Genomic DNA, 25,346 nt, shown 5'->3' with positions numbered 1-25,346 from the left:
TTGACTATTTTCACCGGAAAAAATGGATCCAATCTGGCTTAGCTGTTACGTTTTAACATGGGCTTATGTGCGTGGCTGCCTTGTCCAGTATAATAGGGCGCAAGAGCAGCCATATTCCCTTTCCTCACAGAAACGTAAATGGAGATGAAGCGTGTTTTTCAAGCATATCACTCGTATCAGCATAATCGTTGTTTTGTTGGTGGCAGGCGTGGCCGTGTTGGTAAGTCGCGCCCACCCGAAGCCGGAATCGGTCGCCCATGAGCAAGCGGTGCGGCTGGCTCTGGGATTGAACGGGGGGAGCGGCGGGGACGCCAACGCAGATTTGTCCATCGCCGTTATCCACCCGCCCGTGAACCCGGTGCCCATTCGCCTGGCGGATATACCCACCAACGCACCCGATCCCAACACGCTCTATGATCGCTGGATCAGCGGCGGCGTGGACCTGGAGGGTGTGGATAACCCGCTGAGCGAGGCGCAAATTCAGGCGCTGCAAGCAGCGGCGCTGGCTTTGCCGCCTGATCCGCGGGTGCAGCAACCGGAAGCCTTTGCCCCCACGGCGCTGACGCCTGGGCCGCATTTCGACGCTTTGGACTACACGCAATGTTGCGGCGGCAGCGGCGGAACGGTTCCCCCCGACCCGGAGCTGGCGGTAGGGCCTAACCACGTGGTGGCCGTGGTGAATGTGGCCTTCCAGATTTACGACACGTCCGGAGTGGCGCTGTCTTCGCCGCGGACCTTTGCCAGCCTTTTCAGCAGTGTCCCTGGCTGCAACAGTGATGATGACACGGCTACGGTGCGCTCCAGCCTGTTTGATCCGAATGTGTTGTATGACGAGGCGGCGGGCCGTTTCTTCATTGCCATTGACCGCGTGCGCGCCAATCCGTTCACGGGAGCGGTCAGTGATGGTTCATTTTATTGCGTGGGGGTTTCTGCGACGAATGATCCGACGGGCGGTTGGAATCTGTACGCCTTCGCCATGGATGGTTCGGACGCGGGCGGGGTGTGGATGGATTTCCCACATGCCGGCATTGGCCGAGACGCCATCTACATGGGCGGCAATCTGTTCACCACCGGCGCGCCCGCCCTCATCTCCTATGTGGAGAGCCGCGTTTGGGCCATGAATAAGGCGCAAATGTATGCCGGGCAACCTGCCAGTCTCGTGGAACGCTCCGTTGGCGATGCCTTCACCCCCTTCCCCGTCAACTTACACGGCTACGCGCAGGGAACCTGGCCGAACAGCGGTCCGCACTACTTCCTGACGCTGCCGGACGACAATAATGGTAGCCAGCACAGACTGCTCTCCTGGAGCAACCCGTTCGCCAATCCTACTCCTGCGCTGGTCACGGTGAATACGATTGATATGAACGCCGTCACGGGCGTGACGGCGGGATTCCCGTTGAACTGGCCGCAATCCGGCGGGGGCAGCATCACGGGCAATGATTGGCGACCGCTGGATTTCGAGTATCGCAACGGGTATGGTTGGACGACCAGCACGATTGCCTGCAATCCTGGCGGCGGCACGGTGAATTGCATCCGCTGGGCGCAGATTCAATTGAGTAGTGGGGCGGTGGCGAATGCCGGCATCTATGCCACAGACAGCATCTACCGCACCTTCCCCAACCTGGCCGTCAACCACTGCGACGACATGGCTATCGGCTTCACCAAATCCAGCAGCAGCATGTATCCCGCGACCTGGGTCACCGGGCGCAAAAGCTCCGACCCGGCGGGATACCTGAAGCCGGACATCGAAATGAAAGCCGGCGAAATCAGCTACACCGCCTTTGACGGCGCGCCCTACCGCTGGGGCGACTACACGGGCATGACGATTGCTCCCGACGGCCTGACCTTCTGGTATCTGGGTCAGTACAGCAAGAACACAGGTAGCAGCAACGGGCGCTGGGGCACGTACGTGGGGTCTTATACATTCCCATCCTGCACCCTCGCACCACCACCAACACCCGGACCCATCAAGGCGAATTTGCCGGCAATCTTCAAACCCGCCCCCACGCCAACCCCGATCCCCACAGGCCCCCAACCCGGCTACTGGCTGGCAACAAACTACGGCCACGACTTCACCGTCAGCAGCAACAGCCAGAACGTCAATGACTTTGCCACTTACTTCACCGTGCAGGAGTGTGCCGGCACCTACGTTGTCACGGAACCTTCCGTCACCATCAGCAACAATCAATTCTCCTTCACCGGTTCATACTACGCCAGCGGCACATTCGACACGGAAACGTCCAGCCACGGCCTGGCAGGCCTGTCCCATCTGTATGTGCCCGGCTGCGGCTATGTCAGCAGCCAGGGTGATTGGAGTTGGACGGCCAACTGGCAAAACGGCGTCGTGACGACGCAGCCGCTGCGCGCCTACCTCGTCGCCCCCGTGAACGCGACAGCCACGCCTGACCCATAGCTTCCAGGAAGCTGATGCTATTGAGCTTCCTGGAAGCGGCGAGCTTCCAGGAAGCTGCTGTTGTTGCTAGTTGAGGTTCTCGAAAATGCCGGCAGCGCCCATACCACCACCAATGCACATCGTCACCATGCCAAACTGAGCGTCGCGCCGCTTCATCTCATTGATAATCTGCACCGTCAGCTTCGCGCCCGTGCAACCCAACGGATGACCCAACGCAATCGCTCCACCATTTACATTGACCTTTTCTTCATCAAAACCCAACTCACGAATGACGGCGACAGCCTGGGCGGCAAACGCCTCATTCAACTCGATCAGGTCCATATCACTCAGGTTCATACCCGTGCGCTTCAGCAACCGCGGCACGGCGGCTATCGGTCCCACGCCCATAATCTCCGGGCGCACCCCGCCAACATTGAAGCCCACGAATTTCGCCAAAGGTTTTAGCCCAAGCGACTCCGCTCTCTGTCGCTCCATGACAATGACGGCTGCCGCGCCATCACTGAGAGGAGAGGAATTGCCGGCAGTCACCGTCCCCCCCAACTTAAACACAGGCTTCAACTTTGCCAACCCTTCCAGACTCGTATCCGGGCGCAGATGCTCGTCCCGGTCAAAGATAATGGTCTTGCGCTCCGGCCCGTTCGGGCCTGCGGTCACCTCTTCCACCTCCAACGGCAGAATTTCTCCCTTGAACCGCTCCGTGGCATAAGCCGCCGCCGCCTTGCGGTGGCTGTTCACCGCAAACTCGTCCTGCGCCTGGCGACTCACCTCGAACTCTTGCGACACCTGCTCCGCCGTCAGACCCATATTCATGTACACTTCCGGCGCATTCTGCACCATGTACGGGTTGGGGTTGACGCGGAAGCCCGTCATCGGCACCAGGCTCATCGTCTCCGCGCCACCGGCGATAATGCAGTCCGCGCCATCGGCGATAATGCGCTCCGCCGCCAGCGCAATCGTTTGCAAACCGCTCGAGCAAAACCGATTCACCGTCATGCCTGGAATATCCACCGGCAGACCCGCCCGCAAGGCAATGGTGCGCGCAAAATTCAACCCTTGCGCCCCTTCCGGCATGGCGCAACCCATAATCACGTCATCAATTTCCCGTGGGTCCAACCCTTCCGCCTGATTCATTACTTCGCGGATAACGGCGGCAGCCATTTCATCTGAGCGCCAGTTACGGGTTGTGCCCTTTTTCGACCGTCCCACAGCCGTCCGCGAGGCAGCAACAATGACTGCTTCTCGTGTCATAGTCATCTCCTTCATCTGACAGGCGCGGCACACCTTCGCTTACTTCCAGCGCGCCACATCTGTCGTAGTTATGTGAAACCTTCCCAGAAGCTCAATCTCAGGCCATCTGGCATCAAGACAGCTTCCGGGAAAGTGGGAAACCTTCCCGGAAGCTCAATCTCAGGCCATCTGGCATCAAAACAGCTTCCGGGAAGATGATCTATCGCAAGTAGAAAGCCTTGGGCGCGGCGGCGGGCGAGATCACGCCGTGGCCCGCCATCCAATCAACCAAAGCCTGTGTGAATATGTCATAACCAGACAAATTCATATGAATACAGTCTTGCTCCCACCCCGGATAATCGACGAAGTAGGGCAGGGGACTGTACTCATTGACGTTCGGATTACCCGGTGTACCTTGCAGCGCGCCAAAGGAGTTGGCGTAGTAGACGTTCGGATAATCCGCGGCCACGGCCGCCTGGCGATTCCCCAGTTCAATCAGGCCGGGGTTCACCACCGCGGGATCGGAAGAACCAAGCAGATTAACGGCATAATCCGTGCAGTATTGGCTCTTATACATGTTCACAATGTCGTAGCCGGAGAAAATGATGATCACGTCGCTGCGCTCAGCGATCAGCATATTGACCAGAGTGCGCAGGTCGGATTCTATACGATCATAGATTGCCATGCCCCATACGTCGTAATCGTTGACTAGATCGTTGCCACCCAGCGAAATCATCACGCGGGGCGTCCCTGTGTCATTGCGGACCAGGAATTTGACCAACAGGAAGAGAAGCTGGCAGTAGGATTGATCACTCACCCATTGACTGGCTTCCGTCCCCGGAATAGCGCGCATATAGTATTGATAGGCATTGCCATAACCGGAGTCGATCATGTTCTGTTTGAACTGACCATAGTACAGGAAGCCCCAGGAGTCGCCAATAACCGTAAAGGAGTTGTGGGACGCGGCGGGCGTCGCCGCCAGGGCTTGCTGGTAGGCGGCGACGCAGCCGCCACCGTTCAACGCATCATCTCCCACGGATTGCGCCACTTGTGAAGTTGGTGCAACTTGCTCTGGCACGGCGGCCAATGCAGGGCGCGGGATCATAAAGAAAGCGGTCAATCCTAATACAACGAAAAGTAGCCAACGATTACGCATGAGATCCTCCAGCGTGGAAATGTGAGAACGGGGCCATTCAGCCCGCCCTGAGAACTAGTTTCGCAGCGGTTTGCCCGTCTGCAACATGTGCATGATGCGCGCTTGCGTCAACGGTTCACCCGCCAGCGAAAGCACGGCTTCACGCTCCAGGTCCAAAATATACCACGGATCGACCCAGGCCGGTGCGCTGATGTCGCCGCCACACAAAACGTAGGCGAGTTTGCGGCTGATGGTAGCGTCGTGCGCGCTGGCGTAGCCGCCCCAGAGGAATGATTGCACGCCGAGGTAGAGTGCGTTGAGGGCATCGCGGCCGGCGGCGTATATTTTTTCCATTTCTGGCGGGCGGGTGCCGCTGGCGATGAGGGCCAGCGCCTTGCGCTTGGCGGCCATCAGACGGTGGTCACTGTTCATAACAATCTGGTCTTCCGGGCGCAGGTAGCCGAGTTCTTTGTTTTCCCAGGCGCTGGTTCCTACTTTGGCGGTGGCGATCTGGGTGAAGGCGTCTTGAAGTGCCGGCAAAACATCTGCATTGGCCGTCAGCATAACGGGATTCACCTTGCGCCGCAACGTCTCCTTGCAGCCGCCCCAACCGGGAATGATGCCCACCCCGACTTCGACCAGCCCCATGTAGGTTTCGTGATCGGCCACCGTCGCCCAACCGTGCATGGTGATCTCTACGCCGCCGCCGAGTACCCGCTGATGCGGCGCGGTGACAACCGGCTTGGGCGCGTGGCGCAGGTCCATCATCAATTGCTGCCCCGTCTTCAGGGCAAGATCGAGCTGGTCCCATAACCCCTGCGCGGCGGCAAAACCGAGCATGGCAATGTCCGCGCCCACGCAGAAGTCCTGGGCCTGGTTACCAATGACGAGCGCGTCGAAGTCCGTCTCCAAACGGCGCAAGGCAGCCTGTCCCATGGCCACGGCATCCGCATCCAGCGCGTTGATCTTCGGACCGTGGAATTCAAGTAAGAGGACACCGTCACCCATGTCGATGAGGCTGGCGCTGTCGTTCCGTTCCACTTCTTTGTGCGCCTGCTTCAACTCAGGCAACACGATCACGTTGGGATCGCGCGGCACGGGCTGGTAAGAAGCGGTGCTAAAATCGTAGTAGCGGCCGTTGTCATAAAACTTCGTGCCGCCATCGGCCAGCATTTGCTTCACCCAGGGGGCGATCTCCAATCCCGCCGCTTCCATGGCCTGCACGGTTTCCGACACGCCCAGCATGTCCCATATCTCGAAGGGGCCGGCCTCGTGCGCAAAACCCCAGCGGTTGGCGTTGTCTACGTCCACAATCGTGTACGCAATTTCCGGAGTCACGTGGGCCGCATAGGCCAGATTGAAGTACGTGGTGTCGCGGACGTATTGCGCGGCGCGGTCCGTTTCCGTGAGGAGGGCGCGCATCCGCGGACCCAATTCATCCATTTTGCGCACCTTACCCACGGAGTCGAAGCGAATTTTGGGGGCAGCCTCATATTCCAGCGTCTCCGGGTTCAAGGCCCAGAATTCACGATTGCCGTTAACGTGGACTTGCTTGTAGAAGCCCTGGCCCGTTTTGTTGCCCAGCCATTTTTGCGCCAGCATCCTTTCATTGAGGGCCACACTGCGCTCGCCGCGCAGCACCTCGCGATAGGGGTCATCGGGAATGGCGGGGTAAAGGTTGCTGTTGACGTGGGTCATCACGTCCAGGCCAACGAGGTCGGTAAGGCGGAAGGTCGCCGTTTTGGGGCGGCCGATGAGGGGGCCGGTGATGGCGTCGATTTCGGGGATGGTGTAGCCATGCTCCAGAGCATATTCGGCAGCGTAGGAGCCGGTGATGGAGATGAAACGGTTGGCGATGAAGTTGGGGGTGTCCTTGCAAACGACAACGCCTTTGCCGAGTACGTCGCGGCCAAAGGCGACCATGAAGTCGAGTACGGCGGGGTCGGTGTCGGGTGTGGGGATGATTTCCAGCAGTTTCAGGTAGCGGGGGGGATTGAAGAAGTGCGTTCCCAGGAAGTGGGCGCGGAAATCATCGGAGCGCCCTTCGGCGATGAGGTGAATGGGGATGCCGGAGGTGTTGCTGCTGATGATGCTGCCCGGTTTGCGAATGGCTTCGAGGCGGGTCATCAGCTCTTGCTTTGGCTCTAGCTTTTCGATGATGACTTCCACGATCCAGTCGCAGTCGGCCAGTTTGTGCAAGTCGTCTTCGGTGTTGCCCAGGGTTATCAGGTCGGCGCGGTCGGCGCGAGCCAGGTTGGCCGGGCGGGCTTTGGCCATACGATCAAAAAGGCTTTGCACAATGCGATTGCGCGCCTTGGGGTCATTCTTCTCGGCGTCGTTGAGGTTGGGGGGCACGATGTCCAACAAGAGTACGGGGACGCCCAAGTTGGCCAGGTGAGCGGCGATACCGCCGCCCATTGTGCCGGCACCAATCACGCCAACTTTGTCAATACGATAGGTCATTGGTTCAACTCTCCTGATGCGGTCGAGCCGCGCATGATATGTCCGTGGCTTTGTCTGAGAGGCAGCAACACGTGGAAGTGGCTGCCGGGGCAAGTTGTTTCGTCGTGACAGGGGCTTTCAACCCAGACTTTGCCCTGGTGCGCTTCGACGATGCCGCGGGCGATGGCCAGACCGAGGCCGGGGCCACCACCCTTAAACTTCGTCTTGCCGCTGGAATGAAGGGCCACTTTTCCGGTCTGGTAGAATTTGGTGAAGATTAGTTCGTGAAACTCGGGATCGATGCCGATCCCTGTGTCGCTGACGACGATTTCCAGGTGGCTATCCGCCGCGTCGGCGGATAGTGGGGGGCAGGCGCCGGTGATGCGAATGGAGCCACCATCGGGGGTGTATTTGATGGCGTTGATGATCAGGTGGTAGAAGGCTTTGGAGAGGGCATCGGGGTCGGCCTCAATTGCCGGCATTTCCTGCACACCCTCTATCTGCAATGTCAAATGTCGTTCGGCCAGTGTACGGCGAAAACCACCGGCCAGGCTGCTGATCAACATCTGCACCAACACCGGCTCCGGATACAATTCCAGAGCGCGACTGTCGATTTTGACCATGTCCAGCATCGTGTTGACCACTTCATGCAGGCGTCTGGCTCCGGAGTCAATGCCGGCAACCAACTGCCCCAAATACTCATTCTCCGCCGTCATCCTTTCCTGCATCAACATGCCACTGTATCCCTGCAGCACCGTCAGCGGCGTGCGCAGTTCATGCGAAACCACGCGAATAAAATCAGACTTGGTGCGATCCAGTCGCTCCAACTTGTCATACGCCTGCTGCAAATCCTCCGTGCGCCGCCGGACTTCCTGCTCCAACTGTTGATTGAAACGGGAAACTTGATTGTAAAGACGCGCATTTTGAATCGCGATCGTCAGTTGGTCCGCCAGCGAACGCAGCACGAAAACGGAATCCGCGTTGAACATGCCACTGCGCTCGCTCTGAATATCTACCACCCCCATCAAGTCGTCTCCGCTGAACAGGGGCAGCGCCAATTCCGAACGCGCACCAGGGCGCAAAAGGACATGATTCCGCTCGCGGGTCAACGCCAGATCATCCACGCGCACAGGCTGACGCCTGATAACCGCCTGTCCGACCGCGTCCGCCTCCGTAGCATACAGCACCGCGCCATCGGGCAAAGTCAGCGACAGCGCGCCGCCGTGGTGATGCGGGATCAATCCTTCGATTGCCGCCGTGGGCAGCAGAATGGTCACACGGCTGTAGGCAAACTGTCCTTCGATGAGCGAGGCCACTTCCTGCAGCAGTTGGTCCAGTTCCAGAATAGACGTAACCCGCTGGTTTATCGCCACGCTGGTCTCCAAGAGTGTGTTTAGGGCCTGGAGACGGGCATTGGCGTGGCGGAGTTCCTGCTGCGTGTTCCAGAGTTCATCGCGCCGCCGCTGTACTTTTTGGTGCAGGTCACTGACGGAACGCAGCGCGATTTCCCAATCAAAGCTGGAGAGGTAATTAAGACCCGCCAGAAAAAGATTGACGACGGAGGCCGCGGTGACGTCGAAAACGGCGGACCAGGTGAGGTCCTCGCGCAGGGCGAGGCTGCCAAGCATGAGGACGACGGACCAGAGCCATGTGTAGAAAGCGGCCCGGGGAGACAGGATCGTGCCGCTGACGATGATGAGGATTCCGTAGGCGTAAGGCAGCGCGCCACTGGGGGAGCCGAGGTTGTAAAAGACGTAGGTGAGCAAAAACAGGTGGACGCTGAGGAAGACAATGCCGGCACGTTCTTCTTCCCCCTTCCGATTTAACCGCCGCACCACCTGGGCTACATAGACCGCCACCGGCGGCATCAGCAAGTAAAGATAGGATTCCAGCCTGTTAGCAGACCTCAGGGCCACAAGCAGGCTCCCCAACGCCAGCAGCGTCACAAGAATCGGGCTGATCAACATGATCGTCTCGATCGTTTCTCCGCGTAGTTGGCGTGTATACGCTCTGGACATGAGTCGTGTGATGGATAAGGTGGAGGAGAACAATCATAATCGGGGAATTGTTGCATATTTCATGGCATTTGCGACGGACGCCCCGGTTAGCCATTCATGAATTCACAGATTCACCCATTCATTGTTCATTTCTTGTAACTACTAGGCCCGATTGGACCCATTTTCTCTGTTGCGACTGGTCCAATCTCCAGAGAATGTTAGTAGTTACCATTTCCTTTGCCACGATGCGTGATAGAAAACCTCTATATAGTATATCCTCCATCGATGGTAAAGACAGCCCCCGTGGTGAAATTAGACGCGGCGGAAGCAAGGTAGACGGCGATGCCGGCAAGTTCCTCCGGTTCGGCCATGCGTCCGGCGGGGGTCTCGGAGATCAGGGCATTGGCGATGGCCGGATTTTGCCACAAGGCGGCACTAAATTTGGTTTTAATAAAGCCGGGAGCAATGGCGTTGACCTGGATATTGTCGGAGCCGACTTCGCTGGCAAGGACTTTGGTGAGCATGATGAGGGCGGCTTTGCTCACGCTGTAGACGCCCATCATCGCGCCGGGCCGAATGCCGGCAATCGACGCCACGTTAATGATCTTGCCCCCACCTCCCTGCTGCTGCATCTGCTGAATGGCCGCCTGGCAGAGGAGGAAAGGGCCTTTGACGTTGACTTGCAGGATTTTGTCCCAGTGGGATTCAGCGGCGGTGAGAATAGGGCCAAAGTGGGGGTTTGTGCCGGCATTATTCACAACCACATCTAGCCGCCCAAACGACGCCACCGCCTGCGCCACCAACGCCTGCGCCTCCGCCGCCTCCCCCGCGTGCGCGGCCATCGCCACCGCCCGCCCCGGAAAAGTCTCGTTAATCGCCGCCGCCACCGGATCGATATTCTCCGCTTTGCGACTGCTGATCACCAACCGCGCCCCGGCCCGCGCATACGCCCAAGCAATCGCCTCGCCAATCCCACGCGACGCCCCGGTCACGATGGCTACCTTGTCATTCAGGGCAAACAAATCCATGGGCACTCCAGGAGATAAGAAAATAGTAACGGCTAAGCCAGATTGGACCAATTTTGTAGACATCAATAAGATTCAACCAGAGCAAATTGGTCCAATCTGGGCAGATGACCTGTATAGTCACTACTTCAGTTCTTTGCGCGTGTAGCCGAGGATGCTGCGGGCCACAATCAGCAGGTTAATCTGCTTCGTGCCTTCGTAGATGTCGTTGATCTTCGCGTCACGCATCCATTTTTCCGCCAACCACTGGCGCGAATACCCCAACGGCCCCAGCAACTCCACCGCTTTCTGCGTGATCCAGGTAGCCGTCTCGCCCGCGCGCGCCTTGCACATGCTCGCTTCCAGGCGATTGCTCTCGCCGTATCCCATCATCGTGGCCGCGCGCACGGTCAGCAGCCAGCCGGCCCGCTGCCGCGCTTCCATCTCCAACAGATCGCGCTCCACGGCCGTCATCTGGTGCAACGGCTTGGTGTAGTCCAGGACGATGCCTTCTTCGGCCAACTTCTCCCGCGTGAACTCCATAGCGGCGCGGGCCACGCCCATGGCGCTGGCGGCCACCGCCGGGCGGCTGGCGTCAAACGTTTTCATGGCCCCCTTGAACCCCTTGATCGTGCCTTCGCGCTGCACGTCTGGGCTGCCGAGGATGTTGTCAAAGGGGATGCGCGCATCCTGGAAGACGATGGAAACGGTGTCGCTGACGCGGATACCCATTTTGTGTTCGTGCTTGACGACGGCAACGCCGGGTGTTCCCGCTTCCACAACGAATGGTTTCATGCCGGCACGACCCGACTTCGGATCAACCGTGGCCCAGACGACAACGAAGCCGTTGGACTCCTCCAGGGCCAATCCGCCGCTGGTGCAGAAGATTTTCTCTCCGTTCAACACCCATTCGTTCTTCTCTTTGTCCAGCAGGGCGCGCGTGCGGATGCCGCTGGTGTCGGAACCTGCGCCTGGTTCCGTCATGGCCATGGCCCCCCATTTGGGGTCGCCTTCGCCAAACCGCTGCAGGAAACGGATTTTCTGGTCGGTTGTGCCCACGGCTTCCACGGCGGCGCCGCCCAAGAGGGGATCGGGGGTGCAGAGGTACATGCCGGCATCCCCCCAACTGAGCATCTCAATAATCACGACCAACCGCAGCACCGAAAAGTCAAACGCTTCCTTCGGCTTGCTGCCATTGGTCTGCCCATTGGCGCTCATCATCTTTTCCATGCGCTTCTTATTCTGGTCGCGCAGGAACTGCCACATCATGTTGATGTATTCCACCGGGCGCTCATGCTCATGTTCATCATAGTAGCGCGACTTCGGGCGCATCACCTGCTCGGCCACCATTTTCACAAGCTGCACTTCGTTGGTAATTCGGCTGGGAATCTCAAAACTAATCATTTTTTGCTTCTCCTGAATGGATGGCTGAGAAGGCCTCAGGCAATCGCCATGCCATCGAACGTGGCAAAACCGCGGGCATTGCGCAGCCACAGTTCCACGGGATACTCGCGGATGTAGCCATAGCCGCCCAGCGTTTGCAGCGCCTGGTCCGCCACGCGCAGCACCATGTTATCGGTGTAATACTTCATCACGCTCACGTCTCGCGTCACGTCTTCCCCTTTGTCCATTTTCCAGGCGGTCTCCCAGACCATGAGGCGGGCGGCGTCAATGTCAATCGCCATTTCCGCCAGCATGAAGGCGATGGACTGGCGGTGAGCAATGGGTTCGCCGAACTGCTGCCGCGTCTTGGCGTATTCGACGGCGTATTCGTAGGCGGCACGGGCCAGCCCGACGGCTGCCGCACCCAGGGTGACGCGGCTGTAGTTGAGGATGCGGTCAAAATTGATGCCGCGCGCCTCTCCCAGTCGAGAAGATGCCGGCACGCGCACATCCGTCAGCGTCACCCCATAAGTCGGCAGCGCCTTCACCCCCATCAATTTCTCCCGCTCCCCAATCACCAACCCCGGCGCATCCGCCGGAACCAGGAACGCCTGATTGCCTTCCCCCTCCCGCGCATAAACCAGGATCAACGACGCCGCCGTCGCCCGCGGAACCATGCACTTCACCCCGTTCAGCACGTACTCGTCGCCTTCCCGCGTCGCCGTCGTCTCCAGGTGTCGCGGATCATACTGCATCCGCGGCTCCGTCAGCGCCGCCGTCATTGGCGGCATAATCTCTTCGCAAAACTGGGGCAAATACGCCTCCTTCTGCGCCTCGCTCCCCTCCAACATCACCGGTACGGCCACCAATCCCGGCGTCATAATCGCCAATGCCGCCGCCAGGTCGCCCCAGGCAAAAGCCTCGGTCGCCAACACGGACGTGACCATGGAATGGTCACCAAAACCCCCATACGCCTCGGGAATACTCGTCGGCAGCACGCCCAACTCCCACCCCGCCGCGATTACGTCTGCCGGCATTTCACCATCCTCATCCGCATCACGGAACACCTTCCGCACCCGCTCCTGCGCAAAACGCCGAATAGCCGTCGTCAGCATGGATTGCTCTTCATCAAGCTGAAAATTAATCATCGTTAACTCCTCAAATAGTAGACACTGAGTATCAGGCAAGCGGCAATGACCTCACTCATACCTCATACCTCATACCCCACACCTCGTACAATGCGGTCCGTCATGCGCGCCACACGGACCATCGCCCGCACGTCATGGACACGCACAATATCCGCGCCGCGGTCAATGCCAATGGCAACCGTTGCCGCCGTGCCCTCCATACGCTCCGCCGGCGGCAGGTCCAGCGTGTAACCAATAAACGACTTGCGCGAAGGTCCCAACAAAACCGGATAGCCCAGCGCCTTAATGCGCCCCAATTCATGGATCAACCGCGCATTTTGCGCAACCGTCTTGCCAAAACCAATCCCCGGATCAATGATGATGTGGTGGGGGAGGATACCGGCTTCCAGAGCCACGGCAATGCCCGCTTCCAACTCCCGCGTCACGTCCGCCAGCAAATCGTCATAGGCCACCCCCACATACCGCCCCCCCAGCCGTGTTTCCTGGGCCACATCCTTTGGCTTGCCGCGGTTGTGCATAATCACCACCGGGCAGCCCGCCGCCGCCACCACCTCCGCCATGCGTGGGTCCATGCGCAGCCCCCACACATCGTTCACCCAGTCCGCTCCCGCCGCCAGCGCCGCTTCCGCCACCTCCGCGCGATAGGTGTCCACGGAAATCGTCACGTCCAGCGCCGCCCGCACCGCGCCAATCACCGGCAGAATCCGGGCCATCTCCTCCGCCGCACTCACCGGCGTGCTGCCCGGGCGCGTACTCTCGCCGCCGATGTCCACGATATCCGCGCCATCCGCCACGAACTGCCGCGCCTGGGCCACCGCCGCCGCCGTAACATGGCCATGCTCCGCCAGTAGCCCATCACCAGAAAAACTGTCCGGCGTAACGTTAAGGATACCCATAACGTAGGTGCGACTGCCCCACGCAAATCGGGCAAGCGACGGATGGCGAACGGGCGCGACCTTAGACATGGGCATCCTCGGCAAACAGAGGCGCGGCCAGACGCCGCAGCCCGGTCTGGTCAACTTCCGCCAACATTTCGGCGACGCTATTCTTCGTTTGTGGGTGCAAATATCCGGGAGCAATATCCGCCAGCGGCGCCAGCACAAAGGCGCGCGCCGCCAGATGAGGATGTGGAATGGTAAGCCGCTCAGTTTCCAAGATCAGATCACCATAAAAGAGCAGGTCAATGTCTATCAGGCGCGGTCCCCAGCGATAGGTAGCCCGTCGCCCCATCTCGTTTTCAATCCTTTTGAGCGCCGACAGCAACGGCAGCGGCGGCAGATGGGTACTGCCCGCCACGCAAATGTTGAGAAAATCAGGCTGATCGACCACGCCCCAGGGAGGCGTTTCGTAAACGGGAGAAATCGCGCTCACAACCATAAACGCACGCAGTAGTTTAATGGCCTGGCGCAGATGTACTTCACGCTGGCCCAGATTGCTGCCCAGGCCAAGATAACAGATTGGGGCGCATTCCGTCTGCTGGCGCAAGGGAGAATCTAGCATCTGATCACCCCTACGCCACCACGCCTCATCACCTTTCCCAGCGGGTCAGGGTCGGTCCTCGGCGGCCACCAGCAAACCCTCGACCTTTTCCGTCAGGTGATGAATTTTCTGGCTCAATGTTTCAATATCCGTCTTCGTAGGGATATTCATGCGTTTCAGCATCGCATCCATACGTCCCTCGGATTCCACCCGTGGCGACTCCGGCGCGGACTTACGCCGCTCACGCAACTCGTTTAGCAACTTGCGTCCATCTTTTTCGGCGATCTCTCCGCGCTCTACCAGTTTGCCCACGAATGTGTCCATCTCTTCCTGCGCCAGGACAACAGCGCCAATGCTGGCCAGCAGCACCTTGCGCGCCATTTCCAGCACGGAACTGCCCTCATCCAGGGCCAACTGTTCCTCAATCAAGTTCACAGATTCGGACATCTCTCATGCCTCCGCTGAAGGTTGTTCATCGTAACTGCCAGGCCAGATTGAACCAATTTTCTCTGGTGAAAATGGCCATTGAGCGCGTGAATTTGGTCCAATCTCCAGAGAGCGTTAGTAGTTACTGTTCATCAATATGTCAGGCACGCTGCCCTGGCTGCATCGCATCTTCATCAGGCTCCGGCCACCCTCTAGTTCCCACCCGCGCTAACGCCAGATAACGCGCCGCGTTAAGCCGTAATATAACACGGTGCGTCATGAGTGTCAAGGTACGCCTGTACAACATTGACAAGGCAGCTATCGTTCTATTCGGACAGTTTTGCCAACGGGAAAACGATCAACGGGAAAAGGGAAACATCATCAATCCGCATGGAGCATGGCTGCCGACTCGCTAACACCATTGGGCAACCGGGCGGTTTCTGATACAGTTGGCAAGTTGCCTTAAGCAAGCGCTTTGTGAATGGCATGTTGAGCGCACGAGCGCCACAATTCAATTTATCTAGCAAAATCTGCTCCGAAAGTGAGTATTCATGACCAACATTTCCGCAATTCTCTATCTCAAGAAAGACCGTGACCGACCGCTGCGGCAGCGCCATCCCTGGATTTTCTCCGGCGCGGTGCAGCGATTGGAAGGGCAGGCAAACGCCGGCGACCTGGTGCATATCGTGGCGGCGGACGATACCTGGCTGGCCTGCGCCTACTACAATCCGCATTCACAAATTCAAGCGCGCGTCCTTAGTTGGGACCTGGAGGAATCGATTGATGAGGCATTTTGGGAACGGCGGTTGGCGCGCGCCATTGCCGGCAGAACTGCGCTACAACTCGCCCCGCAAACCAACGCGCTGCGCCTCGTCAACGCCGAATCGGATGATCTGCCCGGTCTGATCGTGGACCAGTATGGCGATTTTCTGGTGTTGCAAAGCCAGACGGCGGGGATTGAGCGGTGGAAGCAGATGTTGGTGGATTTGTTGGCGGCGCGGGTGGGACCTGCCGGCATTCTCGAACGCTCCGACCTCTCCATTCGTAAGAAAGAAGGGCTGTCCCCGGTTAGTGGCCTCCTCTGGGGCCAACCGCCCCCGGACCTGCTCACCGTCCACGAAAACGGTCACCCCTTCCAGGTAGACCTGCGCCACGGCCACAAGACCGGCCTCTACCTGGACCAGCGAGACAACCGCGCCCTCGTCTGCCAGCCCCGCTTCGTTGCCGGCAAACGCCTCCTCAACGTCTTCAGCTACACAGGCGGCTTCGCTGTCTACGCCGCCGCTGCCGGCGCGCGCGCCATCACCAACCTGGACAGTTCCGTGGATGTGCTGCGGCTGGCGGAAGCCAACGTCCAACTCACCGCCCCCCAACGCCCCGACGATGAATACATCGCTGGCGACGCTTTCCAGGTGCTGCGCCACTACCGCGACACCGGCGAGCAGTTTGACGTGATCATCCTGGACCCACCCAAATTCGCGCACACACAGCGCGACGTGGAACGCGCCTGCCGTGGCTACAAAGACCTGAACTGGCTGGCGCTGCGGCTGCTCACGCCCGGCGGCCTGCTGGCAACGTTCTCCTGTTCCGGGCTGGTGAGCGCGGACCTGTTCCAAAAGGTGCTGTTTGGCGCGGCGGTGGATGCCGGACGCACCGCGCAAATTCTCTACCCGCTCGGCCAGGCTCCCGACCACCCGATTGCCCTCACCTTCCCCGAATCCGCCTACCTCAAAGGGTTCCTGTGCCGCGTCTGGTGATGACTATACTTTTCCAGAAAATCAATCCGCGCAATCTGCGCAATCTGTGACTCTTTCCTCAATGCGACTGAAACGATTACAACTTCAAGGTTACAAGACATTCGCCAGCAAGCAGGAGTTTGTTTTTGACGAGGGGATCACGGCCATCGTCGGCCCCAATGGCAGCGGCAAGAGCAACGTGGCCGACGCGCTGCGTTGGGTGCTGGGGGAACAAAGCTACAGCGCGCTGCGGGGGAAGAAGACGACGGATATGATTTTTGCCGGCAGCCAGAGTCGCGCTCGTGCCGGCATGGCCCAGGCCATCCTCACCCTCGACAACGACGACGCCTGGCTGCCCATCGACTACACCGAAGTAGAAATTGGCCGCCGCGCCTACCGTTCCGGCGAAAACGACTACCTGATCAACGGGCAAAAAGTGCGGCTGCGCGACGTGGCCGACCTGTTGGCGACCAGTGGCCTGGCGGAGCGCAACTACACGATCATCGGCCAGGGGTTGATCGACCGCGCCCTCTCCCTGCGGGCGGAAGAACGACGCGCTTTGTTTGAAGAAGCTGCCGGCATCAACCACTACAAAAGTCGCCGCGCCGAAACCCTCCGTCGCCTCCAGGAAACACAACACAACCTGGAACGTGTCTACGACATCCTCTCCGAAATCCGCCCCCGCCTCGGCTCCCTCAAGCGGCAAGCCAACCGCGCCCAAAACTACGAACAGGTCGCCGCCGACCTGCACCACCTGCTGCGACAACAATACGGCTACCGCTGGCAGCATGCCCGCCTGGAAATGCGCCGTCGCCGCCAGGAAGCGCGCGACGCCGAATCCACCTGGCGCGATGGCCGCCATAAGTTGCAACAGCACCAGGATCGGCTGGACAACGAAAAGCAACAGATCGCCGGGTGGCAACGGCAAGAGCAAGACATCCAGGGCCAGCGAGACGCCACCCGCGACCGATTGGAAAAAACGCGACGGCAGTCGGCCATTTTGCAGGAACGGCATAGCGCCATCCAACGCCAACTAAACGACATCGCCGCCGAAATCCCCATTACCCAAGAGCGCCTGACCCACGCCGAGGCGGAACTGGCCGTTGCCCTCGCTGAACTGGAAACGGCGCAGGCGCAGCTTGCCGCCCAGCAGACGCAAATGAGCCAGTTCAACAGCTCCTTTCAGGCGCGGCAAACAGAGATTCGGCGCTGGCAAAAGGCAAACGATCAGGCTAACGCCGCCCACCGCGCCGGACAGGACACGCTGGCCCAACTCAAGGGGCAGCTAACCCAGTTGCGGGAACGCAGCCGGGAAAAACCAAGCGAAACGATAGACGACGCGCAACTGGAAGCGGCGGCGGCGGACATCCAGCGCCGCGAGGCGCAGGTAGCGCAGGTGCAGTCGCAGGCGGCGGAATTACAGCAATCCTCGCAAGAAAAACAACGCGAACGCCGCGGACTCACACAAACGCTGAAAGAGATGCGGCGCGCCAATCAGCAGTTGGCGCAGACAATCAACGCCCAGCAAAAGGAACTGGCCCGCCTGGAGGCGCGCACCGAGTTACTGGCGCAAATGCGCCAAAAAGAGGTACGCATCAACAACAAAGCCACCCTCATCGGGCGGCTGGCCGGCGTTCTCACCATTCCCGCGCCCTACCAGATCGCCCTCGAAGCGGCCCTACAGGCGCGCCTCTCCACCCTGATTGTTGCGGACGCGGCCAGCCTGTGGGCGCTGCTGGAAAAACAGGACCAACCGCTCTCCGTCGTGGCGCAGCCGGATGTGCTGGCCTCGCCCTCACCACCGCGTCCGCAACAGGTGGGCGTGCTGGGTTGGGCCGGTGAACTCGTTGCCTGCCCCCCTCACCTGGCCGGCGTCAGTCAACTGCTGCTGGGGCGGCTGCTGCTGGTGCAAGATGCCGCTACCGCCTACGCGGTGGGGCGCGAGCTGCCCCCCGGCTGCCTTGCCGCGTCGCTAGATGGCCTGGTCGTCCATGCCGGTGGGTTGGTGGAGCAGGCCCCCAAAGACCCGCGCCGTTCCGTGTTGGCGCAGGAAGCGGCGTGGCGCGCGGCGGTGGCCGACCTGGACGCGCAGCGCGCGGAAACGGCACGGCTGGCAGTGCAGGCCGACAAACAGGATCAGGCCACGCAGGAACAGCAAGCAGTCGCAGACGCTCTGGAAAGGACGGAACGGCAGTTTGAACGGGAACGGCAGGCGCTCAACCAACGCCTCACCAAGATGCAAAGCAGTCTGGAGCGGGCGCGGCAGCAGCTTCGCTTTTTGCAGCGGCAGCGGGAAAACGCCGCCCGTGACCAGGAACGGCTGCACACGCGCATAGACGAAATGCAGCAAGCCGTGATAAACCAGGAAGCGGAGGTAACACGGCTGGCGCAAGAAGCGGACGCGGCGCAAGCGCATCTGACGGCTCTGCCCATCGCTGAACTGAAACAGGAACAGCAAAACTGGCAGCAGAAGATGGAAGCCCTACGCACGATTATGGCCGGGAGACAGGCGGTGGTAGACAGTCGCCGGGCGGCCTTGCAGCAGGCGCAGGATTTGCTGCGCCGCCAGGAGAGCCGCCGCGATAGCTGGCAGCAGGAACTGGCGCAGCTTGATCTGCGAGAGGTGGCGACAGAACTGGACACGCAGCAGGCGGACCTGGCCCGGTTGAACGGGCTGCTCACGCCGGTGCAGCAGAAGCTGCGCGGCGGGCAGGAAGCACTGCGCCAATTGGAGCGGGAATACGCAAGTTTGCAGAAACTCGCGCACGAGCAGGAAACGCGCCACACGCAAACGCAAATAGCCCTCAGCCAGCACGAGAATCACGTTGAGGGGTTGAAAGATCGCATTAAGAGCGACCTGGGACTGGTGGTGCTACCTTATGACGAGGATGAGGTGAGTCAATCGCCACTGCCGCTGTCAGAGATCGTCGAGTACCTGCCCGTGGTCGAGGAACTACCGCCCGACCTGGAAGAAGAAATCCAAAAGTATCGTGGGCAACTCCGCCGCATCGGGGCCATCAATCCCGATGCTCCCGCCGAATACGAGGAAACGCAGCAGCGGTATGACTTTCTCACGCAGCAGGTGGACGACCTGACGAAAACGGAGCAACAGTTGCGCCAGATCGTGGCCGAATTGGATGAACTGACGTCCGCCGCCTTTGGTGAAACCGTGCGGCAGGTGGACGCCATCTTTGGGCACATGTTTAAGCAGCTATTTGGTGGCGGCTCCGCCTCGCTAGTCCTCACCGATCCCGATGATCTCACCGTCAGTGGCGTGGACATTGTGGCGCGGCTCCCCAGTCGTCGTGAACAGGGGTTGGGGTTGTTGTCCGGGGGAGAGCGGTCACTAACCGCCGTGGCCCTGATTTTCGCGCTGTTGAAGGTCGCGCCCACCCCATTTTGCGTGCTGGATGAAGTGGACGCAATGCTGGACGAGGCAAATGTGAACCGCTTTGTGTCCGCTCTGCGCGAGTTGAGCGCCAGGACGCAGTTCATCGTCATCACGCATAATCGCGGCACGGTGCAGGCGGCGCAGACGGTTTACGGCATCAGCATGGGGTCGGACAGCGCCAGCCGCGTCATTTCCGTGCGCCCGGAAGAGTATCTGCACGGGGCGCGTTAAGGCTGCATCCGTTCAGGATTTTTCAGACTGGAGCAGTTTTGGAAACTGCTCCAGTCTCTCTAAGAAGGGGATCAGGGAGCTTCGGTGGCGGCGGGAGCGGGCGTGGCGACTTCCAGCGTCGGCGGCAGCGGCGTTTGCGGGATTGGGGTTGGTTGCGCCAGATACTTCGGATCCAGCGCGGGCTGCTTGGGTACGCGCGCACGCCAACGTTCGAGCGTTTCCGTGGTAACGCGCTGGCTGTCTAACCAGGTGGACAGATTCTGCTGCCGGGCCGTGTTCAGCGCGCTTTCCGTGAGGGGGCGCATTTCCCGGCCGCTGACCATAATAATATGGAAGGAGTCCGTTGTTGTGGCTGTATCGCCTTCGCCCGTGGTCACGGTTTGCGTGATCACGTTGCTGGGCACACCCACGTCCAGGGCCAGGGCGGCGATGGCGACGTTATTGCCAAGCGAGGTGGTGATGCGGTCGCTATTGGACCAGAGCAACTCGCGCGCCTGCGCGGTGGAGGCGCTGTCAGGATTGGGTGGGGTGCTGCGAATCTGGTTCCACACGTCCAGGTAGTTATCAGCCTGAATGTCGCTGAGTACCTGGTCCGCTTCTGATTTTGTGCCGGCAGTAATCACATAAATACTCGCCTGCAACTCCTCCGTGGGCAGGTTGGCATCTTCCGCCAGCGCTTCCGTCAGCTTGTCACGATAAAGCTGCGCCTCCACAACCTCGCGGAAAATCGCCTCGCTGCCCCCCAAACGCTTCAGACGCCGTATGGCCGCGCCATATTCCTGGTCAAACGACTCCTGTGACACGGGCGTAGCCGTGGGCGCGGGCGTTTGCGTGGGGCCGGGCGTGAAGGTGGGGAACGGCGTCAGCGTAGGGACCACCTCCGTGATCACCGCCGTGGGAATCGGCGTCAGGGAGGGCGTGGGGATGACCGTTTCCGTGGCCGCGGGCAGAGGCGTGGGCAGCGCACCACCATAATAATTGTATTGCTCCTCAATCGCCTTTTGCACTTCGTCCGCCGTTACCTGAATCCCCCGTGCCTGGGCCGCTTCTCGAATCAGGCGCTCGTCCACCATGCTGTTTAGCACCAACAGGCCAAGCTGCTCCGGGTCCAACAGCAACTGCATCTGCTGCCCCAACAACTGTTGTACCAACCCCACATTGCCGTTGGTCGTGTCATAAAACTCTTCAATGGTGGAAATAAACTGCGCGCGCTGGTAGCGCACGCGCTTTTGCCATTCGCGGGTGGAGATCTCCTCTCCATTCACAGTAGCCACCGGCTGCCCCGGCTTGACGATGAACTCATTCACGACGCCGATCAGCACGACGACGACGATGAGGGCCAATATGCCGCCCACGGCCAGGAGCACCTGACGGCGCTCTTCAGCGTCCCGCTGGCGGCGGCGTCTGTCGCGCAACTCGCGGGGATCCAGGCGATTGTTTTCAGGTGAATTACGTTTCTTGGTCATGAACGCCTCTGTAGATAGTGGTCAGTTGATAGTGGGTAGTGGTCAGTTTGCAGTTGACAGTTGGTGGAAGTGCCGCCGGTCAATTGCGCTATAATTATTCATTGGTGGTGCTGCGCAGCGGCGTGGTTCGTCAGCGATTGGTCATGCGGTGGACAAGACGGCATCCTGTCAACGCGCGCGCCCCACACATCACGCCTCACGGCGCGCGCGAGGCCGGTTTTGTCTGGACACTTAATTGGGAATCAACGTGGGAAGATGGACTGCCCTGCCCGCCACATGCGCTTGCTCTTTCCCGCTTTCACGGCTGCCACGGAGCGTGTGCGCAATGTGTATGGGCATCTATGCTCAATGGTGACTCTACTGAAAAAAGGCCAAAAACCGGGTTTTTACACATGAACCACTCTGGTAATTTCCGCCGGACAATCAAAAAACCCGGTTTTTTCAGTGAACTCATTGGCCGGGTACAGGCAGGCAGCCAGTTCGCAACGAGGAAAAATAATACCACAACTTCCGTTTTGCACAACAGGGAATGCGGAAAATCAGCAATTCCAATTATGGTAGGGGCGGGATGGCGCGGAATAGACCTGTAGGAAACAAGAGGCCTCGTCTCCGCGCCATCTCGCCCGCACAGGCCGTAAATTCGGGCGAGATGACCGGGAGACAACATCTTACGCTAGACGAAGGTATTTCCCGGTCATCCCGCCCCTACCAAGGGATTCCAAAATTGGAATTGCTGGCGGAAAATGTACCCCGCCCCCGTTGTGCCATCCTGAAAGCATCATGTATAATACCCGCCGCGTTTGTTCAGAAATACACAAGGTTGAGGTGAAGCATATGCGTCCAATTGAGGAGCAAGTCGCCATCATTATGCAAGGCACGGAGTACGGCGACGAGGAAACCAGGCGAAGCATGGAGCAGGAATTACGACAGCGTTTGCACGCGGCGGCGGCGGCCAACCGCCCCCTGCGCGTCTACTGCGGCTTCGATCCGACCACGTCCGATCTGCACCTGGGACACACCGTTCCGCTGTTTAAGCTGCGCCAGTTTCAGGACCTGGGGCATGATGTTACGTTTCTCATTGGTTCCTTCACCAGCACGATTGGCGACCCCAGCGACAAGGACAAACTGCGGCCCCAATTGCAATTGGAAACGACGCTGGCAAACGCTGCTACTTATGCGGAGCAGGCGTTTGTGGTGTTGGACAGGGCAAAAACGACGATCAAATACAATCATACCTGGTTGTCGGAGCTTTCCTTCAGCGATGTGATTAATCTAGCGAGCAATTTTACGGTGCAGCAGTTCTTGACGCGGGAGAATTTTAAGCTGCGCCTGGAGAATGGGGAACCCATTTACTTGCATGAGTTCTTTTACGCGCTGATGCAGGGGTATGACGCGGTTGCTTTGGAGACGGACGTGCAAGTGGGGGGGACGGATCAGCTTTTTAACATTGTCACGGCGGGGCGCAAGCTGCAGACGGCGCATGAGCAGCCGCCACAGGTTGCCGTCATTCTGGACATTTTGCCGGGAACGGACGGCGAGTTAAAGATGTCCAAGAGTACGGGCAATCACATTCCGATCAAGTCCGCGCCGGAGGATATGTATGGGAAGGTGATGAGCCTGCCGGACCACGTGATGCCGATGTTCTTCAAATTGGTGACGCGGTATGAGCCGCCACAGGTGGCGGAGGTGGTTGCGGCCTGGGAGAGCGGCACGCGCCATCCGCGGGACGTGAAGATGGAGTTGGCGCGGGCGATTGTTTCTTTCTTCCATGGGGCGGAGGCGGCGCAGGCGGCGGAAGCGCATTTTGTGCAGGTGTTCCAGCGCAAGGAGCTACCGGACGAGATGCCTTCTTACGCGATTGCGGGGGAGACGAGTCTGGTGGATGTGATTTTTGATGCCGGCATTATCCCCAGCAAAGGACAAATCCGCCGCCTGATCAAACAAGGGGGCGTGCGCCTGGACGGCGAAAAAGTGACCGACACCTACTTGAATTTGCACCCGCTGCCGGAGCAAATCGTGCAGGTAGGCAAGCGACACTTCCTGCGCGTGACCGGTACGGATGGGCAATAGGAGACGGGTAATGCCGGCAAAACAGTGGCTGCCTCGTCTTGGTTGGACCTTGCTGCTCACCGCCTGCCTGCTGGGTCTGGGGCGCGGGTCTCAGCCCGTCGCGGCACAGGGGCAGACGCGGCTGGTGCTGGCGTTTTACTATGCCTGGTACAGCCCGGACTCGTTTGGCGCGGGGAAGACGCCGTACAATCCGGTGGAGCCTTACTCATCAAGTAATGCCGGCACAATCCAACGCCACGTCAGCGAAGCGCGAAATGCCGGCATCGACGGCTTCGTACAGAGCTGGTATGGTCCCAGCCCCAACCAGACCGAAAGCAACTTCCGCACCCTGCTGGACATCGCCGCCGGCGGCGGCTTCAAAGCCGCCGTTGATTTCGAGAGCGGCGGCCCCCTCTTCGCCAACCACAACGACCGCATCAGCGCCCTGCAAACCCTCCTTGCCACCCACGCCAACCACCCTGCCTACCTGCGCGTCGATGGTCGCCCCGTCATCTTCTTCTGGGCCAACTGGCTTTTCTCCGTGGACGATTGGGCCTATATTCGCGGGCAGGCGGACCCCAACCACAACAGCATCTGGATCGCCGAGGGAGGCAATACCGAATACCTCAGCGTGTTCGACGGCCTCCATCTCTACAACACCGCCTGGTCCGCCAACCCGGCGGGCACGGCGGCTACCTGGGGCGGCAACACACGCGCCGCTGCCGGCATCTACGGCGGCTACAAATACTGGGTCGCTACCGCCATGCCCGGCTTTGACGACACGCACCTCACCGCTCGCGGCAGCAACGCCTTTCGCCGCGACCGCGGCGGCGGCAGCTACTATCAGGCCAGCTTCAGCGGCGCGGCGGCCAGCGCCCCGGACATGCTCATCATCACCTCCTTCAACGAATGGGTCGAAGGCAGCCAGATTGAACCCAGCGCGGAATACGGCAGCGCCTACCTCGACCTGACGGCGCAGTTGTCCGCCGCTTTCAAGTCCGGCAGCATCGCCCCCATTGCCCCGCCCGCGCCAGAAGCCCCCGCCGTACAGCAACCCCCGCCGCCCACCTTCACGCCCGGCCCCTCCCCCACGCCCAGCGACACCCCCACCCCTACCGTCACGCCATCCCCCTATCCTTCCCCCACGCCGCAAGCGGATGGCCGCATCATCTACACCGTGCAGACAGGGGACACCCTGATCGGCATCGCCAGTCGTTTCGACGTCGATTTGCAACTTCTGTATGCCTACAACAACCTGGAACCCACCTCTCTCCTGAGCATCGGGCAGCCGCTGATGCTGGGGGCGACGGAGGCGTACTCCGGCACGACGTTTGTCGCCGACCAACCGCAAAAGCGGGTGGACGCGGATGGCACGGTGGTGCATGTGGTGACGACGGGGGACACGCTGGTGGGCATTGCCGTCACCTATGGCCTGACCCTGGAGGAGTTGTACGCGGTGAGTGGGCTGAATCAGGACGCGGTGCTGCAAATCAACCAGGAGGTCGTCATCGCGCGCACGCCTCACCCGCAAGAGGTGGGCGGCTCCGCGTTTGCCCCGGAGCCATCGGCCACACCCACGCTGACGCCCACATCGGCGGAAATGCCGGCAACGGCAACCACGGCACCCACAACCGCGCCCACGGCCACGGCGGTGATGGCTCCCACGCTGACGCCCGCGCCCACGGCCAGCCTGACAGCGCCCACGCCGCCGGAAAATGAGGAGGGTGTGACGTCGCTGGCGCGGTTAGCTGCCGGCATTGTCGTTCTCCTTATCCTGGTGGGTGGCCTCTTCCTCTTCCTCAGCCGCAAATAATGCCCC

At 60.0% G+C, this 25,346-nt stretch carries 17 protein-coding genes; 6 read left to right on the top strand and 11 right to left on the bottom strand.

Going from position 1 to position 25,346, the window contains the following annotated elements:
• Positions 1 to 151: 151 nt before the first annotated feature.
• Entirely contained in the window at positions 152 to 2,413 is a 2,262-nt protein-coding gene (locus H6650_07490; GenBank protein ID MCB8951839.1) for a hypothetical protein, read from the top strand.
• Between the two features lie 66 nt (positions 2,414 to 2,479).
• Here H6650_07490 and H6650_07485 read toward each other — a convergent pair whose 3' ends face one another.
• The 10 genes from H6650_07485 to H6650_07440 form a co-directional block, all read right to left on the bottom strand.
• Positions 2,480 to 3,661, bottom strand: coding sequence for an acetyl-CoA C-acyltransferase (locus H6650_07485; GenBank protein ID MCB8951838.1), 1,182 nt, complete (start codon positions 3,659 to 3,661; stop codon positions 2,480 to 2,482).
• A gap of 199 nt (positions 3,662 to 3,860) precedes the next feature.
• On the bottom strand, positions 3,861 to 4,796 hold the full coding sequence (locus H6650_07480) for an SGNH/GDSL hydrolase family protein (protein MCB8951837.1): 936 nt from the start codon (positions 4,794 to 4,796) through the stop codon (positions 3,861 to 3,863).
• A 54-nt stretch (positions 4,797 to 4,850) separates the two neighbouring features.
• On the bottom strand, positions 4,851 to 7,238 hold the full coding sequence (locus H6650_07475) for a 3-hydroxyacyl-CoA dehydrogenase/enoyl-CoA hydratase family protein (GenBank protein MCB8951836.1): 2,388 nt from the start codon (positions 7,236 to 7,238) through the stop codon (positions 4,851 to 4,853).
• Positions 7,235 to 9,184: a GAF domain-containing sensor histidine kinase gene (locus tag H6650_07470; protein MCB8951835.1), complete on the bottom strand. Its 1,950-nt coding sequence runs from the start codon at positions 9,182 to 9,184 to the stop codon at positions 7,235 to 7,237. Before H6650_07470 ends, H6650_07475 begins: the two co-directional genes overlap by 4 nt.
• Positions 9,185 to 9,477: 293 nt before the next feature.
• A complete protein-coding gene (locus H6650_07465; GenBank protein MCB8951834.1) occupies positions 9,478 to 10,242 on the bottom strand; it encodes a glucose 1-dehydrogenase in 765 nt (254 codons plus the stop codon).
• Positions 10,243 to 10,362: 120 nt separating this feature from the next.
• Positions 10,363 to 11,622 carry an acyl-CoA dehydrogenase family protein gene (locus H6650_07460; protein ID MCB8951833.1) on the bottom strand — a complete coding sequence of 420 codons (1,260 nt, stop codon included), beginning with the start codon at positions 11,620 to 11,622 and terminating at the stop codon, positions 10,363 to 10,365.
• A 35-nt stretch (positions 11,623 to 11,657) separates the two neighbouring features.
• Entirely contained in the window at positions 11,658 to 12,749 is a 1,092-nt protein-coding gene (locus tag H6650_07455) for an acyl-CoA dehydrogenase family protein (GenBank protein MCB8951832.1), read from the bottom strand.
• 62 nt (positions 12,750 to 12,811) lie between these two features.
• On the bottom strand, positions 12,812 to 13,714 hold the full coding sequence (gene folP, locus H6650_07450; protein ID MCB8951831.1) for a dihydropteroate synthase: 903 nt from the start codon (positions 13,712 to 13,714) through the stop codon (positions 12,812 to 12,814).
• On the bottom strand, positions 13,707 to 14,249 hold the full coding sequence (gene folK, locus H6650_07445; GenBank protein ID MCB8951830.1) for a 2-amino-4-hydroxy-6-hydroxymethyldihydropteridine diphosphokinase: 543 nt from the start codon (positions 14,247 to 14,249) through the stop codon (positions 13,707 to 13,709). The genes folP and folK overlap by 8 nt, the downstream gene beginning before the upstream one ends.
• 45 nt (positions 14,250 to 14,294) lie before the next feature.
• Positions 14,295 to 14,675, bottom strand: coding sequence for a poly(hydroxyalkanoate) granule-associated protein (locus tag H6650_07440; GenBank protein MCB8951829.1), 381 nt, complete (start codon positions 14,673 to 14,675; stop codon positions 14,295 to 14,297).
• A 530-nt stretch (positions 14,676 to 15,205) separates the two neighbouring features.
• Between H6650_07440 and H6650_07435 the strand changes: the two genes are divergently transcribed.
• Both H6650_07435 and smc read left to right on the top strand, forming a co-directional pair.
• Positions 15,206 to 16,411, top strand: coding sequence for a class I SAM-dependent methyltransferase (locus H6650_07435; GenBank protein ID MCB8951828.1), 1,206 nt, complete (start codon positions 15,206 to 15,208; stop codon positions 16,409 to 16,411).
• A 61-nt stretch (positions 16,412 to 16,472) separates the two neighbouring features.
• Complete coding sequence (smc, locus tag H6650_07430; GenBank protein ID MCB8951827.1) at positions 16,473 to 20,012, top strand: chromosome segregation protein SMC; 3,540 nt, start codon at positions 16,473 to 16,475, stop codon at positions 20,010 to 20,012.
• A gap of 71 nt (positions 20,013 to 20,083) precedes the next feature.
• On the opposite strand, the gene H6650_07425 is transcribed toward smc, so the two are convergent.
• Positions 20,084 to 21,478, bottom strand: coding sequence for a SurA N-terminal domain-containing protein (locus H6650_07425; GenBank protein ID MCB8951826.1), 1,395 nt, complete (start codon positions 21,476 to 21,478; stop codon positions 20,084 to 20,086).
• Positions 21,479 to 21,516: 38 nt separating this feature from the next.
• On the opposite strand from H6650_07425, the gene H6650_07420 reads away from it, so the two are divergent.
• The 3 genes from H6650_07420 to H6650_07410 all read left to right on the top strand — a co-directional run bounded on the left by H6650_07420 (position 21,517) and on the right by H6650_07410 (position 25,340).
• Positions 21,517 to 22,068 (top strand): hypothetical protein, encoded by a 552-nt coding sequence (locus tag H6650_07420; GenBank protein ID MCB8951825.1) that lies wholly within the window; start codon positions 21,517 to 21,519, stop codon positions 22,066 to 22,068.
• A 244-nt stretch (positions 22,069 to 22,312) separates the two neighbouring features.
• Positions 22,313 to 23,548, top strand: a complete 1,236-nt coding sequence (locus H6650_07415) for a tyrosine--tRNA ligase (protein ID MCB8951824.1) — start codon at positions 22,313 to 22,315, stop codon at positions 23,546 to 23,548.
• 10 nt (positions 23,549 to 23,558) lie between these two features.
• Positions 23,559 to 25,340, top strand: a complete 1,782-nt coding sequence (locus tag H6650_07410; GenBank protein MCB8951823.1) for a LysM peptidoglycan-binding domain-containing protein — start codon at positions 23,559 to 23,561, stop codon at positions 25,338 to 25,340.
• The last annotated feature ends 6 nt before the right edge of the window (positions 25,341 to 25,346 follow it).

This window comes from Ardenticatenales bacterium, assembly GCA_020634515.1.
GTDB lineage: Bacteria > Chloroflexota > Anaerolineae > Promineifilales > Promineifilaceae > JAGVTM01.
This window is presented reverse-complemented; position numbering and strand designations above follow the sequence as displayed.